We start from the raw sequence: 14982 nt of genomic DNA, 5'->3' as shown, positions 1-14982 counted from the left end.
CAACGTCGGCGGCGCGAATCGTCTCCCAGAAAGCGGATCTTTCACGTACGGCGTATGCCTCAAGGCATACTCCCCTCGGTCAGCGCCGGCCCGCCCGCACGAGGCCGCTCTCGTAGGCCAGGACGACCGCCTGCACCCGGTCACGCAGGTGGAGTTTGGTGAGGATCCGGCCCACATGCGTCTTCACGGTGCCCTCCGACACGCTCAGATCCTCGGCGATCTCCGCGTTCGACAAGCCACGGGCGACGAGACGCAGCACCTCCAGCTCCCGCGGGGTCAGCTCCTCGAACCGCCGCGGGTCCGGTTCGGGGGCGCCGGTGAAGTGGTCGAGAAGCCGGCGGGTGGTGCTCGGGGCGACGACCGCGTCGCCGAGGTGCACGTGCGTGATCGCCGAGACCAGGTCGTTCAGCGGTGCGTCCTTGAGCAGGAAGCCGCTCGCACCCGCCCGGAGCGCGTCGTAGGCGTACTCGTCCAGATCGAACGTCGTCAGGATCAGCACTCTCGGCCCGTCGGAGGCGCGGATCGTCCGGGTCGCCCGCACGCCGCTCATCCGTGGCATCCGGACGTCCATGAGCACCACATCCGCCTCCACCGTCCGGAGCAGTTCCAGTGCGGTGTCGCCGTCGTCGGCCTCGCCGACGACCTCGATCTCGGGACGGGACTCGAGGACCATCCGCAGTCCCATCCGGATCAGCTCCTGGTCGTCGACCAGCACGATGCGTATCGTCATTCCGCCCCTCCAACCGGGAGCACCGCCACCACCTCGAACCCCTGATCGGCCCGAGAGCCGGTCCGCAGCGTGCCGCCGTAGGCGGCGACCCGCTCGCGCATCCCGACCAGCCCATGGCCGTCGGCGGCGGGGCCGTCGCGTACGCCGTGCCCGTCATCGGTGATCCGCACCTCGATCTCTCCCTCCCGGTGGCGCAACGCGACATCGACCCGGCGCAGCCTCGGGCCGGCGTGTTTGCGGGCGTTCGTGAGGGCTTCCTGCACGACCCGGTACACGACCAGATCGAGGCCCTCGGACAGATCCCCGGGCTCGCCCGACACCGTCATCCTGACGGGAAGCCCCGCCGCGCGCGACTCCTCCACCAGGCGATCGAGCTGGGCGATGCCCGGCTGCGGCGCGTGCGATCCCGGTTCCCCGTCGCGCAGCACGTCCAGCATCCGGCGCATCTCCGCCAGTGCGGTCCGGCCCGTGTCGCGCACGGTGAACATCGCCTGTTCGGCACGTTCCGGCTCACTGCGCACTTTCAGGGCCGCGCCTTCCGCCATCAGTACGACCACGCTCAGGCTGTGGGAGACGATGTCATGTATTTCCCGGGCGATCCGGGCCCGCTCCGCCGCGGCCGCGATCATCGCCTGGGCCTCGCGCTCCCGTTCCAGCTGGAGCGCTCGCTCGCGCAGACCCGCCACGTGGTCACGACGGATCCGGACCGTCGTTCCCCACGTCCACGCCCAGACGGCCACAAGAACGAGCAGGCCCAGGTCGAAGACGGACAGGTCGTACTCCTCCAGGCGCGGCGCCACCGCGACCAGCGACCAGAGCACCACCGCGCCGGCCGCCGGCAGCGAAGCCGTCCACGGGAACCGCACCGCGACGTTGTAGAGCGCGAACGCCACCATGATGTTCGCCGGGAGGATGCCCACGCCGAGCACGAGCTGCACGCAGGCGGTCAGCAGGATGATGCCGAACACCGCGAACGGCTGCTTCCGTCGCAAGACGTACGGCGCGCACAACCCGGCGGAGACGGCGACCCCGATGGGCGACCCGTCCGGGACGTACGCCACCTGGATCGGCAGGTTGTAGCCGAACACCGCCAGCGCCACGACCAGATCGACGACCCACGGACGCTCCCGCAGCCACGACGCGTTCGCCCTTCGTCTCATCCGGCCCAAAATAACCGCCGCGACGCGCCACGTCTCCATGGCGATCCCCGACCGTGCTGACCGCGTCAAGCGGGCACGACGCCGTCCCACTCGCCAAGGGGGCGCAGTGCCAGGCGTCAGCGCGTTGTGGGGATGCCCTCCGCGGGCCCCGGACGGCGAGCCGTCGACGACGCTCGCCAGACCGCGGCGGAGCCCAGGGTGGCGATGAGGCCCGCCGGATCGCTCTCGGTCCGGGCCCGCATGTCCATGGTGCTGGGCCTGCGACGAGATCGGCGAGTACCACAACAGGCACTCGCTGATGTGGGTCACGGTCCGCGCGACCGCTGAGTCCATGCCGGGAACGGGGGTCGTGGCCCATTCCCGGTCCGCGGCCGAAGTGCAGGAATGCCCGCATTTCGCCCGCCGTCCGGAGCACCAGGTCGCCGTTCACGCCGGCATCCCCGTACGCGGCCTGTAGAGTTCAGGAATTCCAGTGGTGACTTGCCCAGCACGCGACATGCGGGCGCCAGGCGATTTCTCTCGCACCGCGGATCGGACACCCGGTATGACCGTTCTCACGGTAGACCTGGTTCATCACCCCGCCCACAGCGTGCTGACGCTCCGCGGCGACCTCGACTTCTCCTCCTCCGAGCTGGTCCCGCCGCTGATCGACGCGGTGATCGAGGCGGGTCTGCGACACCTCGTGGTGGACACCGCGGAGCTGACGTTCTGCGACTCTCGCGGGCTGCGGGCGCTCATCCACGCCGAACGGACCCTCGCCGCCCTGGGCGGCGGCATGGAACTGGTCAACGTGCACGGCAGGCTGCTCCGCATCCTGGCCGTCACCGGTCTGGCGGGCGTCTTCACCATCACCCCCGACCCCGGTGGCACTGGTCAGACAGTGCGGAAGTAGTGGCCCTTGCCCAGTTCGTCGATGAGGCCGGGGCGCGTGGGCTGCCAGCCCAGCAGCTCGCGCGTCAGCGCGCTGGAGGCCGGGCCGTCGGTCGCCAGGAAGCCGGCCAGCCACCCGAAGTGCGCGCCCGCGTCTTCCTGGGGGATGGAGACCACCGGCAGGTCCAGATGGCGGCCGATCACCTCGGCGATGGCACGGGTCGGCACGCCCTCGTCGGTCACCGCGTGCAGCACCGATCCGGCCGGGGCCTGCTCCAGCGCCAGACGGAACAGGTGTGCGGCATCGCGCTGGTGCACGCCGGGCCAGCGGGCCGACCCGTCGCCGACGTAGCCGGAGACGCCCTTGTCGCGGGCGATGCCGACCAGGGCCGCCACGAACCCGATGTCTCCTTCGCCGTACACCGTGGGGGACAGCCGTACGACGGATGAGCGGATGCCGCGGGAGGCGAAGGCGAGCGTCGCCTGCGCGGTGGCCTGCCGGGCCTGCGGGCCGGCGGCAGCCGCGTCCGAGGCGGGTTCGCGACCGTCCCGTTCGGTCGCCACCCGCCCCGGGGTGAGCCCGAGCAGCCCGGAGGCGAGGACGAACGGCCGATCGGAGCCCGCGAGCGCCTCGCCGAACGTCTCGACGGCCCGGCGGTCAGCGTCGGCGGCGGCCTGGAAGCCCCCGGAGAAGGCGATGTCGTGCTTGAACGCGAGGTGGATCACGCCGTCCGACGCGGCGGCCGCACGCAGCAGGACGTCGAGATCGTCCAGGGTGCCACGCAGGACCTGTGCCCCGGCCGCGGTGAGGGCGGCGGCGGAGGCGTCCGAGCGTGCCAGCCCGGTGACCTGGTGACCGGCGCCGATGAGCTCGGGAACGACGGCGGAGCCGATCCAGCCGGACGCGCCGGTGACGAATACGCGCATGAGAAACACTCCCAATGATGTCAGTGACTGACATCAGACTAGCACTTGATGTCAGTGACTGTCATCGGGATACGATGCAGGGCATGGGTCGATGGGAGCCGAACGCGCGTGGCCGGCTGGAGCAGGCGGCGCTGGAGCTCTATCTCGAGCGCGGGTTCGAGCAGACCACGGTGGCGGAGATCGCCAAGCGGGCGGGGCTGACCGAGCGCACGTTCTTCCGGCACTTCGCCGACAAGCGCGAGGTCCTGTTCTGGGGCTCGGGCACGCTGCAGGAGCACCTCGTGAACGCCGTCGCGGACGCGCCAGAGTCGGCGGCGCCGATGGACGCGACAGCGGCGGCGATCGAGTCCGTCGGCGCCCTGTTCCAGGAACGCGGTGAAAACGCCCGGCGGCGCCAGGCCGTCATCGCGGCGAACGCGGAGCTGCGGGAACGCGAGCTGGTCAAGCTCGCGACGCTCTCCGCGGCGCTCGCCGAGGCGCTGCGGCGGCGCGGCGTCGCGGAGCCGGCCGCGAGCCTGGCCGCCGAGGCCGGGATCGCCGTCTTCAAGATCGCGTTCGGGCGCTGGATCAACGAAACCGGCGGGGCGGACCTGTCGCACCTCATCCGCGAGTCGCTCGACGAGCTGAAAGCCGTCACCGCGGGCAGGTGAAGAGGTCGCGACGGCGGCCCGGGTCGATTCATGGCCGCGGCGCGCCGACCTGCGCTGAGCAGGGAGTCGCCGGCACACCTCCGTCCAGCTCCAGGCGGCGGCCGGTGAACGCGGCCCGCAGGCGGCGATCGTGCGTCACCACCACCAGCGCGCCCTGGTACGAGTTCAGCGCCTCCTCCAGTTGCTCCACGAGCATCGGCGACAGGTGGTTGGTCGGCTCGTCGAGCAGGAGCAGGTCCACGGGCTCGCTCACCAGTCGGGCCAGCTCGATCCGGCGCCGCTGCCCGTAGGAGAGGTCCTTCAGGCGCAGCCCCAGATCGGACGGCCGGAACAACCCCAGAGCCAGCAGCGCGTCCGCGTGCTCGTCCAGGGTGCCGGGACGCCGGTGCGCGTAGGCCCGCAGCACGGTCCACTCCTCCCGCGCAACGACGTCGGCGCGGCCGTTGTGCGGTCCTTCCTGCCCAAGCACCTCAGCGGGACCGTCGTGCGGCGCGGCCTGCCGTGCGTCGGCGGTGTCGAGTTCGTCCTGTCGGAAGAAGCCGATCCGGCCGGACCGCCGTACCTCGCCCTCGTCCGGACGCAGCTCTCCGGCGAGCACCCGCATCAGGGTGGTCTTGCCGGCTCCGTTCGGCCCGGTGACGAGCAGCCGTTCGCCGGCGCGGACGGTCAGGTGATCGAGGCGCAGCCGTCCCGCCACCTCCACGCCGTCGAGCGCCGCCACCTCGGCCGCGCCACGGCCAATGGCGGCGGCTCCCGCGGTGGGGAGGGCGGTGGTGAAGCGCAGCGGCTCGGGCGGCGGCGGCGCCGGGTGGTCGGTGAGCCACCGCAGCCGCTGCTGCGACTGCCGGATGCGGCTCGCGGCCCCGTGCGTACGGGAACGCGCCCGCCAGGTCCCGGTGCCCATGCCCGCCTTGGCCGTCTTGCGCGGGATGACCGCCAGCCGGCCCGCGTTGGCCGCCACCAGCGTGGCATGCCGGTCCAGCTCCGCCTTCCACTCCTCATGGGCCCGCGCCTGGGCGGCGCGTTCCGCGGCCTTGCCCGCGAGGTATCCGGCATACCCGTCGCCGTAGCGGCGCACCTGCCCGTCGGCGACCTCCCAGATGGCGTCGGTCACCCGCTCCAGGAACACCCGGTCGTGCGTGATGGCCACGACCGTGCCCCGGTGGGCGCGCAGGCGGTGTTCGAGCCAGGCCACGGCCTGGTCGTCGAGGTCGTTGGTCGGCTCGTCGAGCAGCAGCAGCCCGGGGTCGGACGCCAGCGTGGCGGCCAGCGCGAGCCGGGAGCGTTCGCCTCCGGACAGCGTGCCCAGCGGGCGGTCGCGCTCCAGCCCCGGCAGCCCGAGCCCGTGCAGCGCGATCTCCACCCGGGCGTCGGCCTCGTAGCCGTCCCGCGCTTCGAACTCCGCCACCAGCCCCGCGTACACCTCGTCCATGCCCGGCTCGCCGAGCAACCGCTCGGCCGCCCGCATCCGGGTTTCCAGCTCGCGAAGGTCGGCCAGTGCCAGGTCGAGGGCGTCGGCCACCGTCGCGTGCGGCGGCAGCGCGAGCGACTGCGGCAGGTATCCGACGCCGCCGGGCGCGACGACCACGAGCTCGCCGTTGTCCGGCCGCTCCGCGCCCGCCATGAGCCTGAGCAGCGTCGACTTGCCCGACCCGTTGTCGCCGATCACGCCGATCCGCTCGCCGGGTTTCACGGTGAGTGACACCCGGTCCAGGACGACGCGGGTGCCGTAACGCTTGGTGATCTCGTTGAGTGCCAATTGCCGCATCAAGGGCCCACATCCTTGCCTCGTCAGCGCGGTACCTTCCTGCTCAGGTGCTCCCGGGCCCCGCTCCTCCGTACGGGTCCGCTCCAACTGCTGAAGTAAAGACGATACGTTTCGTCTCGTTGAATCAGTATGGAGCCGCACGGCTCGAAATGCAAGACGAGACGTTCCGTATCGCTAGGGAGGTCACGTGCCGGCGGCGACCGGCAGAGCGGTCAGCGCCGGGCGGCTTCGAGCAGCTTGGCGATCTCGGTCGCCGGGGCCGGCCCCGCCGGCAGCTCGGTGAACCGCGGCGACGCCTCCGCCGCGTACGGGATGCCGTAGACCGGGGTCCCGGGCTCGAAACGCCACCCCTCGGCGAGCGGACCCGCGTCGACCACGTCATAACCCAGCAGATCGAGCAGCTCGGTCGCCCGCGCCTTCGCGCCCGCGTCGTCCCCCGCGATCGGCAACGCCGTCCGGTCCTGGGCGCCCGCCGGGCGGGGCAGGTCGGCGAGGTGGCGGAAGAAGATGTTGTTGAACGCCTTCACCACGTGGGCGCCCGGCAGGTGCCGCTGGAGCAGCTCGCTGGTGGTGGTCTCCTTGGCGTCGAGCTCGGGGAAGGCGCCGTCGCGCTGCGGGTAGTAGTTGTTGGTGTCGAGGACCGTCTTGCCCGCGAGCGGCTCCTGCGGCACGCTCCGGTAGGCCTTGAGCGGGATGGTCACCACCACCCAGTCACCCGCCGCGGCCGCCTCCCGCGGCGTGCCCGCCCTGGCCCGCGGACCGAGGTCCGTCACGAGCTCGGAGAGGGTCTGCGGCCCCCGGGAGTTGCTGAGCACCACGTCAAGGCCGCTGTTCACCGCGAGGCGGGCCAGCGTGCCGCCGATCAGGCCGCTGCCGATGAGTCCAAGTGTCGCCATGTAGGGGGCAACCTCGTGGCGAGCCGCTTCTGTTCCCTGCCGGGGCGGATGGCGTATTTCGCTCGTGTTCGCGCGATGCGATCAATAGCGTACGTCGCATGTCAGGTCGCCTCGCGGTGCTGCGCCGCCATGCGGTGCTGACCCCGCCATCCGACGGCGCGTCGCTGGTGAGCGCCGCGCCGGGTCCCGACGGAGAGCTGGTCGCCCTGTGGGCGTCGCGGGAGAGCGCCGAGGCGCTGACCTCGCGAACCGTCCAGCCCGGGTGGGCGTCCTTCCCCGACCCTCGTACGGCCGCGCCTGTCACGGTGTACGTCGCCACGTACCGTCCCGAACTGGAGGCGGTGGTGACCATCGCCGAGCAGCCACTCGCGCACGCCCGCGTCCAGCCGCTGCACGGGGGACACGTGCTGCTGGTGGGGGCGCGATGCCGCTGGCGTGACGGGCGCGCCGAGCCCAACGCCGCGGTCTATGACGCGGAGGGCGAGCTCGTGCGCGAGGGCGTGCTGGGCGACGGGATCGCGTACCTGCAGACGACACCCTCCGGAGAGATCTGGGCCGGCTATACCGACGAAGGCGTGTACGGCAACTACGGGTGGGGCGGCAGGAACAGTCCCGAGCCGATCGGCGCCCCAGGGCTGATCCACTTCACGTCAGACCTGGAGATCGCGTGGCGCTACCCGGCCGGCGACGAGTTCGGCGGCATCTCCCACTGCTACGCCCTGAACGTGACCGGGCAGGACGCGTGGGCGTACTACTACACCGACTTCCCGGTGGTACGGATCCGCGCCGGCGCGGTCACCGGGCGGCTCACCGGGGTGGGCGGCGCTCGGGCGCTCGTGGTCGCGGACGACCGTGTCGTCCTCGTCGGAGGCTACGGCAGGGGCGAGGGCCGGGTGGTCGTCGGGAGCATGGCGGGAGAAGACTTCCAAGTGGGCGACCCCGGCCGGCTGGCGATGCCGGGCGACCGACCGGTTCCCCCGGAGGCGACCGTCGTGGGCCGAGGCGGTGAGCTCCATGCCGTCGCCGGCCGGTACTGGCTGAAGCTGGATTTCGAGGACCTCGTACAAGGCGCGTGACCGACGCGCTCGGGCCGAAGGAGCGCGCGCTGGTCCTCGTAGAGTGCGGGATCCTGTTCCTCCGCCGTCAGTGGCTGCCGGACAGCTCGCCGGACAGGGTGGCGTGGATGCGGGCGCTGGGCTGGTTGAGGCCGATGATCTGTACGGTCTTGCCGCGCGCGGCGTACTTGGCCTCGACGGCGTCCAGCGCGGCGACCGACGAGGCGTCCCAGATGTGGGCGTCGGTCAGGTCGATGACCACGTGGCCGGGGTCGCCGGCGTAGTCGAACTGGGAGACCAGGTCGTTGCTGGAGGCGAAGAACAGCTCGCCGGTGACGGCGTAGACGACCTGCTCGCCGTCGGGGTCGAGGCAGGCGGTGACGTCGGCCAGGTGGGCGACGCGGCGGGCGAAGATGACCAGGCCGGTCAGCGAGCCGACGACGACGCCGATGGCCAGGTTGTGCGTGGCGACCACGACGGCGACGGTGACGACCATGACGGTGGTCTCGCCGACGGGCATGCGCTTCAGGGTCGCCGGGGCGACGGAGTGCCAGTCGAACGTGCCGAACGAGACCAGGATCATGACGGCGACCAGGGCGGCCATCGGGATCTGCGACACCCAGGGGCCGAAGACGACGCACAGCACCATGAGCAGCACGCCGGCGGTGAAGGTGGACAGCCTGGTACGTGCGCCGTTCCGCACGTTGATCATCGTCTGGCCGATCATGGCGCAGCCGCCCATGCCGCCGAAGAAGCCGGTGACGATGTTGGCGATGCCCTGGCCGATCGACTCGCGGGTCTTGGACGAGCGGGTGTCGGTCAGGTCGTCCACCAGCTTGGCCGTCATCAGCGACTCCATCAGCCCGACCAGGGCGAACCCCAGTGCGTACGGGGCGATGAGGGTGAGCGTGTCCAGCGTGAAGGGAATGTCCGGCAGGCCGGGGACGGGCAGCGACGAGGGGAGTGTGCCGCGGTCGCCGACGGTCGGCACGGCCAGGTGGGCGCCGACGGTGAGCGCGGTCAGCGCGGCGATGGAGATCAGCGGCGCCGGGACCACCTTGGTCAGGCGGGGCAGGAGCACCATCAGCGCCAGCGCGACCCCGACCAGGGGATAGACGACCCACGGCACGTCGACGAGCTCGGGCACCTGCGCCATGAAGATCATGATGGCGAGGGCGTTGACGAAGCCCACCATGACGCTGCGCGGCACGAAACGCATCAGCTTGGCCACGCCGAGGGCGCCGAGCGCGACCTGGATGAGACCGCCGAGGATGACGGTGGCGATCAGGTAGCCCAGGCCGTGCTCCCGCGCCAGGGGCGCCACGACGAGGGCGATGGCGCCGGTGGCGGCCGAGATCATGGCGGGCCGGCCGCCCGCGACGGCGATGACCACGGCCATGGTGAAGGAGGCGAACAGGCCGACGCTGGGATCGACGCCGGCGATGATCGAGAACGAGATCGCCTCGGGGATCAACGCGAGCGCGACGACCAGCCCGGAAAGGATCTCGGTACGGGCCACCGCGGGCCTCAGCCAGGCGGGCCGGGCGGACATGAGAGAGGAACTGGGCAACGCGACATCCTTAGCGGCAGGCGCTCTGCCGCAGCGGGCACGACGGCGGCGCCTGACAGACAGAGGCGGAAAGCGGCAGGGGGAGTGACTACTGTGAGGAGGTCACGGCGGGCAGCCGGTGGTCATGGTCACGGGCATGCGTCGCGTCGGAGTCCCTTACCTCGGTAAACGGGTGGCGGGCCGGCGGGTGTCGGCGGCCGCACGCGCTGTGCGATCATGTCCCGCGCTCGTGGCCACCGGGAGCCGGTAACGGAGACCCGTCCTGGCCACCGGCAACTCTACCCTAACGTTAGGGTAGAGATCTGGCGGGGCCAGGCGTGCCTGCCCGCACAACCGCAGCCAGCCGAGCAGTGAGGTCGTGCGCATGATGGACGGACCAGAGCTCTCCGCCGTTGACCCTGCCGCTCCTGGGGGTGGCGGAGATCACATGCACATCGGAGAGGTGGCCGCCCGTACGGAGCTGTCGCTGCGCACCATCCGGCACTACGACGAAGTCGGCCTGGTGCGGCCGTCGGCGCGCAGCCAGGGCGGTTTCCGCCTGTACACCGAGGCCGACGTGGCCCGGCTGATGGTGATCCGCCGGATGAAGCCGCTCGGCTTCACCCTCGACGAGATGGGCGAGCTGCTCGCCGTCACCGACCGGCTCGACGACACCGCGACCGCGCTCGGCACGGCGGAGCGCGAGCAGCTGCTGGGCCGCCTGCGCCGGTTCGAGCAGGCCGCCCGCGAGCGCTGCGAGGCGCTGCGCACACAACTGAGCCGCGCCGAGGAGTTCGCCGCCGACCTCCACCGCCGCGCCGACCAAGCCGGAGGTCACGCCGTACGCTGACGTCCCTGTCGGGGAGCGGCGGGCGGCCTTCGCGGCCGATGAGGCGCCCGAGCCCGAGTACGGGATCGGGCGCCTCTCCCGGACGTCACGCGGCCAGACGGCGGCGGAGCAGGTCCTTGGCCTGTTCGGCTCCCTTGCGGCTTTCGCCCTGAGCGCGCCGGAAGAACTCGGCCAGCTCGCTGTCGCCGGCGCGTTCGGCGTCGGCGACGTAGGTGTCCAGTCGCAGCACGTTGCTGAGGCACTGCTCGACGAACCAGATCAGGTTGTAGTCCTTGTCCCGCGTACCGGTGACGTCACCGGTCTCCTGCCGTGTCGGATCCATGGGCTTCTCCTCTTTTCTCGGATGGGTTCGTCGCTGATTGCCTCTTTCCTGGCAGGTGCGCTCTATGCCTGTGCCTCGTTCGGCTTGATACCTTGCCACGTAAGGTATCGGGTCGTACTGTGGTGTCATGCCCGAGGACACGGAGGCGACGCCGGGATCGGCGACCATCGCCCGGCTGCGTCGCGAGCTCGCCCGCGGCACCACCGAGCTGGCCGTGCTGTCCGTCCTCAGCGTGCGCCGCCGATACGGCTACGAGCTGCTGAAAGTGTTGCGGGAGACGGGCGAGGGGGTCCTGGAGGTCAAGGAGGGCACGCTCTACCCGCTGCTGCACCGGCTGGAGGATTCCGGCCACATCCGCGCTTCCTGGGAGGCCGAGGGCCGCGCCAGGCCGCGCAAGTACTACGTCCTCACGCCAGACGGCCGTGCGTATCTCGGCATGTTGCGCGCCGAATGGGGCGGCCTGGTCGACGGGATGCGACAGCTACTCGACACTCTTGGTGAGGTGCAGGAATGGCCGACGAGCGGCAGATCATCGACGACTACACGGAAAGAGTCGGACGCCACCTGACCGGCCCCGCCCGGGAGAGGGCGAAGGCCGAGCTCGGCGAGCACCTGTCCGACGCGGCGGAGGCGGGCGAGTTAGACCAGGCCCTGAGCCGGCTCGGCAAGCCGGAAGAGGCGGCGGCCACCTTCGCGGAGCTGCGGGAGACGCCACCCGCCCCCGTCGACGTCCGGTTCATCGCGGTGGTGATCGACAATCTGCCGCTGGTCGGCGTCACGATCGCGCTCCTCGTCCAGGGGATCGTCAGGACGGTGGAGTTCGGGCAGGGCTTCGGGCTGGCGTTCCCGCCATGGGTGTACGTCGAGATCGGCGACGGCTGTGTGGCCGTCGGGCCCATGATCTGCAACGTGGCCACCTATGACCACGCGGGGCTGCTCTACAGCCTGGGCGTTCCGCTCGCCCTGCTCTGGTCGATCGTCGGGCTGGGGCTGCTGGAGGCGCGGAACGGCCTGACCCCCGGCAAACACCTCATGAAACTCCGCGTCGTGAGCGAGACCGGGCTGCGCATCCACCCCGTCACCGGTGTCGTGCGGCGGCTCAGCCTGCTGCTCGGGCCGCTCGCCTGGCTGGACTGGGCGCCCGTCGTGTGGGGCGACCGGCGGCGGGTGCTCGACCGCCTGACCGAGACCAAGGTCGTGAGGGCGAAGTGAAGACCGCCGTCCGCGTCCCGCCCCTGGTGGCGCTGGCCGCCGGCGTGGGGCTGTGGTATCTCCCCACGCTGGTGGACTGGCTGCTGGGCGGGGTCGGCTTCGGCGTGATCCTGGCGTTGCGCTGGCTCGCCGCCGCGCTGCTGCTGGGCTTCGTCCTGGCCGTGGAACGGCGCCCGCTGTCGTCGGTGGGGTTGCGCGCTCCTCGCGGGCGCGACGTCCTGATCACTGTCGGGCTGTCCGTCCTGACGCTGGTGGTCGCCTACTCCCTGTACGGTCTCGTCGCCGGCGCGGGCCCCGACCAGCAGACCCAGTCGGGGCAGATCATCATGAGCCTGTCCGTCGTCGGGAGCGTCCACCTGATCCTCAACGCGGCCGTCGTCGAGGAGCTCTTCTACCGCGGCTTCCTCATGGAGCGGGTCATCGACCTCACCGGGCGGCCCTGGGCGGCGGCGCTGGTGTCGTACGCGCTGTTCGTCGGCGGGCACCTGCCCGGCTCGGGCGGGATCACCACGCTGACCGTCGTCGCCGTGGGATCGCTGCTCTTCGTCGGCCTCTACTGGGCGCGCCGCAACCTGCTGTTGTGCGTCGGCGCGCACGCCGTCATCGACCTCCCGATCCTGGCCGTCGCCCTCACCTGACGGACGCGGCGTCGCGGGAGGCCATCGCGTCGAGCAGGCCGGTGCCGCGCCGCCGGAGCAGGCGCAGCGTGAGGGCTGGGGCCGCGTACAGGACGGCGGCGGCCGGCAGGAGGGCCGCCCACCACAGAGAGCCGGCGACGGCGGCCAGCGCCACCACGGGGAAGACCGTCATCTGCCCGCCGGTCGGATCGCCGGCCTGCTGGCCAGGGTAGACACGATCGCGGGCGTCGGTGCCCACGGCCGGCATCACGACCGCGAGCAGCGGCGCCGCGGCGCAGCCGACCGCGGCGGCGGCGACGGCGCCGCAGACGGCCGCGCCTCCCAGGGGCGAGCCGGTCACGGCCCACAACACGGCCGCCAGCACGACGGACGGCGCCCCGAACAACAACGCCCACGCCGCCATGCGCCCGCGCACGTCGGCCTTGAGCGCGCCCGGTGTGGTGAGCAGCTGCCACAGGGCGGTGCCGTCCAGGGCGTAGGTGTTGATCGCCACCATCGCGCCGAACACGGCCGCCGCCGGGCCGACCAGCGGCAGCGCCCAGCTCCAGTCGGTCAACGCGATGATCGCCGCCATCAGCGGCGGCGTCAGCCACGCGCTGCGCAGCTCGACGCCCCGCGCCGGGTCACGGAACCAGGTGGCCAGCTCGCGCGCGACGACCGCCGACACCTGCGGCGACACGAACGGCAACGACAACCCCCGCCCTGGTCCGGCGGGCCGCGGCGGCGTCGCCCGGCGAGGCGGCCGGCGCAGGGCGCGAGCCGTGAGCGCGATCCAGCCCAGCTGCAGCAGGGCGCCCAGGGCGAGGGCCGCCATCGGCAACACGACGGCGCCGGCCCCGGCGCCGTCGCGGGCGGCGACCACCGCGCCGTAGCCCCAGCCGGTGGGCAGGGCGGCGAGCCCGTCCACCACCGGCTCGGGCAGCCGACCGAGGGAGGGGGCGGCCAGCTCGGCCTCGCCCTCGCCGAGCCGCGGCAGCAGCCAGGCCGCGATCGGCACCCACCCGGCGAACGACACCGCGAGCATGACCGCGGTCTGTACGGCGGCCAGCGTCATCCCGGCCCGGGTCTGCAGCAGCCAGGACGCCAGCGCCGCCACCGTCTTGCCCGCCCAGACCAGCAGATAGAGCTGGGCCACCACCGCGACGACGGCGATCGCCACCGCGACGGGCCCGCCCGGCGCGGCCAGGACCACCAAGGAGAGCAGGCACGCCAGCGTGATCAGCGGCCCGACGCCGAGCAGTTCCGTCCACGACAGGGCGCGCGCCAGCCGCCACGGCCGGATGGGGTAGCCGCGCAACCACTCGCGGGAGATGACCGACGGGTCATGGCGGGGCTGGGCCAGCGGCCCGAACAGCCACATGCCGCCCCACACCGTGAGCGCCAGCGCGATCCAGCCCTCCCCGACCAGGCCGCGCACGGCCGGTGACGCGCCCGCGACCACGAGGGCGGCCAGGAGGAGCCCGGTGACCAGGCTGAAGGCTCGCTCGTCGTGCGGGCCGTTGCGGAGCAGGCGCAGCTTGAGCGCGAACAGGGCCCGGGTCATGCCAGCCACTCCAGCGGACGCACCGGGTCGGCGCCCACCAGCTCCACGAACCGCTCGTTCAGCGTGGATCCCGCGGTCACCTCGTCGACCGGCCCCTCGACCAGCACCTGCCCACCGGCCACCAGCGCCACCCGGCGGCAGTTGCGCTCGACGAAGTCCATGATGTGGCTCGACATGACCACCGTGCCGCCGGCTTCGACGTACTGCTTGAGCACCTGCTCGATGGAGTGGGCCGAGACCGGGTCGATCGCCTCGAACGGCTCGTCCAGCACCAGCACGCGGGGCCGGTGCAGCATCGCCAGCGCCAGATTGATCTTCTTGCGCATGCCGGTGGAGTACTCCACGATCAGCGTGCGCGGGACCGCGTCGAGGCCCAGGATCTCCAGCAGGTCGCGGGCGCGTGCCCGCCAGCCGTCGTCCAGTCCGCGCAGGCCGGCGCTGTAGCGCAGGACCTCGGTGGCGGTCAGCCGCTCCGGCAGCGACAACCCGTCCATCATCACGCCGAGCTGGGCGAGGGCGGTCTCGCGGTCGGTCCGCAGGTCGTGGCCGGCGATCCTGATCGAGCCCGAGGTCGGCTCCCGCAGCCCGCACACGGCCGTCAGGGTGGTGGTCTTGCCGGCTCCGTTGGGGCCGACGATGCCGTAGAACATCCCCGGCGGGATGGTCAGGCTGAGGTGGTCGACGGCGACCACGGAGCCGAAGCGCTGGGTGAGGTCGGTCACCTCGACGGCGGGGGTGGAGAGATCAGGCACAGTGGGGGGTCCTCAGAGAGACATCACGACATTCCGCCCATTTCTATCTGATCGGCGCAG

Annotated in this window: 16 protein-coding genes; 7 read left to right on the top strand and 9 right to left on the bottom strand. The window is 71.9% G+C overall.

The window, feature by feature from the left end:
* Positions 1 to 79 precede the first annotated feature (79 nt).
* Both ACIBP6_RS40485 and ACIBP6_RS40480 read right to left on the bottom strand, forming a co-directional pair.
* Complete coding sequence (locus ACIBP6_RS40485) at positions 80 to 730, bottom strand: response regulator (RefSeq protein WP_397059713.1); 651 nt, start codon at positions 728 to 730, stop codon at positions 80 to 82.
* Positions 727 to 1890, bottom strand: coding sequence for a sensor histidine kinase (locus tag ACIBP6_RS40480; protein WP_397059711.1), 1164 nt, complete (start codon positions 1888 to 1890; stop codon positions 727 to 729). Before ACIBP6_RS40480 ends, ACIBP6_RS40485 begins: the two co-directional genes overlap by 4 nt.
* A gap of 544 nt (positions 1891 to 2434) precedes the next feature.
* Here ACIBP6_RS40480 and ACIBP6_RS40475 point away from each other — a divergent pair.
* Positions 2435 to 2782: an STAS domain-containing protein gene (locus tag ACIBP6_RS40475; RefSeq protein ID WP_397059709.1), complete on the top strand. Its 348-nt coding sequence runs from the start codon at positions 2435 to 2437 to the stop codon at positions 2780 to 2782.
* On the opposite strand, the gene ACIBP6_RS40470 is transcribed toward ACIBP6_RS40475, so the two are convergent.
* The gene (locus ACIBP6_RS40470; RefSeq protein WP_397059707.1) at positions 2764 to 3687 is read right to left on the bottom strand and encodes an SDR family oxidoreductase; all 924 of its coding nucleotides are present in this window, start codon (positions 3685 to 3687) and stop codon (positions 2764 to 2766) included. The two genes, ACIBP6_RS40475 and ACIBP6_RS40470, sit on opposite strands and share 19 nt — an antisense overlap.
* Before the next feature lie 83 nt (positions 3688 to 3770).
* Between ACIBP6_RS40470 and ACIBP6_RS40465 the strand changes: the two genes are divergently transcribed.
* Positions 3771 to 4337 carry a TetR family transcriptional regulator gene (locus ACIBP6_RS40465; protein WP_397059705.1) on the top strand — a complete coding sequence of 189 codons (567 nt, stop codon included), beginning with the start codon at positions 3771 to 3773 and terminating at the stop codon, positions 4335 to 4337.
* Positions 4338 to 4365: 28 nt separating this feature from the next.
* On the opposite strand, the gene ACIBP6_RS40460 is transcribed toward ACIBP6_RS40465, so the two are convergent.
* Both ACIBP6_RS40460 and ACIBP6_RS40455 read right to left on the bottom strand, forming a co-directional pair.
* Positions 4366 to 6105, bottom strand: coding sequence for an ABC-F family ATP-binding cassette domain-containing protein (locus ACIBP6_RS40460; RefSeq protein ID WP_397059703.1), 1740 nt, complete (start codon positions 6103 to 6105; stop codon positions 4366 to 4368).
* Between the two features lie 212 nt (positions 6106 to 6317).
* A complete protein-coding gene (locus tag ACIBP6_RS40455; protein WP_397059701.1) occupies positions 6318 to 7001 on the bottom strand; it encodes an NADPH-dependent F420 reductase in 684 nt (227 codons plus the stop codon).
* Between the two features lie 98 nt (positions 7002 to 7099).
* Here ACIBP6_RS40455 and ACIBP6_RS40450 point away from each other — a divergent pair, with 98 nt between their 5' ends.
* Complete coding sequence (locus ACIBP6_RS40450) at positions 7100 to 8077, top strand: hypothetical protein (RefSeq protein WP_397059699.1); 978 nt, start codon at positions 7100 to 7102, stop codon at positions 8075 to 8077.
* Positions 8078 to 8144: 67 nt separating this feature from the next.
* Here the strand turns inward: ACIBP6_RS40450 and ACIBP6_RS40445 are convergent, their stop codons facing one another.
* On the bottom strand, positions 8145 to 9608 hold the full coding sequence (locus tag ACIBP6_RS40445; RefSeq protein ID WP_397060281.1) for a SulP family inorganic anion transporter: 1464 nt from the start codon (positions 9606 to 9608) through the stop codon (positions 8145 to 8147).
* Between the two features lie 445 nt (positions 9609 to 10053).
* Here ACIBP6_RS40445 and ACIBP6_RS40440 point away from each other — a divergent pair, with 445 nt between their 5' ends.
* Positions 10054 to 10455: a MerR family transcriptional regulator gene (locus ACIBP6_RS40440; RefSeq protein ID WP_397059697.1), complete on the top strand. Its 402-nt coding sequence runs from the start codon at positions 10054 to 10056 to the stop codon at positions 10453 to 10455.
* A gap of 85 nt (positions 10456 to 10540) precedes the next feature.
* On the opposite strand, the gene ACIBP6_RS40435 is transcribed toward ACIBP6_RS40440, so the two are convergent.
* Positions 10541 to 10777, bottom strand: a complete 237-nt coding sequence (locus ACIBP6_RS40435; protein ID WP_397059695.1) for a hypothetical protein — start codon at positions 10775 to 10777, stop codon at positions 10541 to 10543.
* A 127-nt stretch (positions 10778 to 10904) separates the two neighbouring features.
* Here ACIBP6_RS40435 and ACIBP6_RS40430 point away from each other — a divergent pair, with 127 nt between their 5' ends.
* From ACIBP6_RS40430 to ACIBP6_RS40420, 3 genes are read left to right on the top strand one after another with little or no spacing between them, the layout of a single operon-like run.
* Positions 10905 to 11345, top strand: a complete 441-nt coding sequence (locus ACIBP6_RS40430) for a PadR family transcriptional regulator (protein ID WP_397059693.1) — start codon at positions 10905 to 10907, stop codon at positions 11343 to 11345.
* Complete coding sequence (locus tag ACIBP6_RS40425; RefSeq protein ID WP_397059691.1) at positions 11288 to 11989, top strand: RDD family protein; 702 nt, start codon at positions 11288 to 11290, stop codon at positions 11987 to 11989. Before ACIBP6_RS40430 ends, ACIBP6_RS40425 begins: the two co-directional genes overlap by 58 nt.
* Positions 11986 to 12627, top strand: a complete 642-nt coding sequence (locus ACIBP6_RS40420) for a CPBP family intramembrane glutamic endopeptidase (RefSeq protein ID WP_397059690.1) — start codon at positions 11986 to 11988, stop codon at positions 12625 to 12627. Before ACIBP6_RS40425 ends, ACIBP6_RS40420 begins: the two co-directional genes overlap by 4 nt.
* Here the strand turns inward: ACIBP6_RS40420 and ACIBP6_RS40415 are convergent.
* Entirely contained in the window at positions 12620 to 14170 is a 1551-nt protein-coding gene (locus ACIBP6_RS40415) for a hypothetical protein (protein ID WP_397059688.1), read from the bottom strand. The two genes, ACIBP6_RS40420 and ACIBP6_RS40415, sit on opposite strands and share 8 nt — an antisense overlap.
* Positions 14167 to 14922 (bottom strand): ABC transporter ATP-binding protein, encoded by a 756-nt coding sequence (locus tag ACIBP6_RS40410; RefSeq protein WP_397059686.1) that lies wholly within the window; start codon positions 14920 to 14922, stop codon positions 14167 to 14169. Before ACIBP6_RS40410 ends, ACIBP6_RS40415 begins: the two co-directional genes overlap by 4 nt.
* Between the last annotated feature and the right edge of the window lie 60 nt (positions 14923 to 14982).

The organism is Nonomuraea terrae, assembly GCF_044465245.1.
Lineage (GTDB): Bacteria > Actinomycetota > Actinomycetes > Streptosporangiales > Streptosporangiaceae > Nonomuraea > Nonomuraea terrae.
This window is presented reverse-complemented; position numbering and strand designations above follow the sequence as displayed.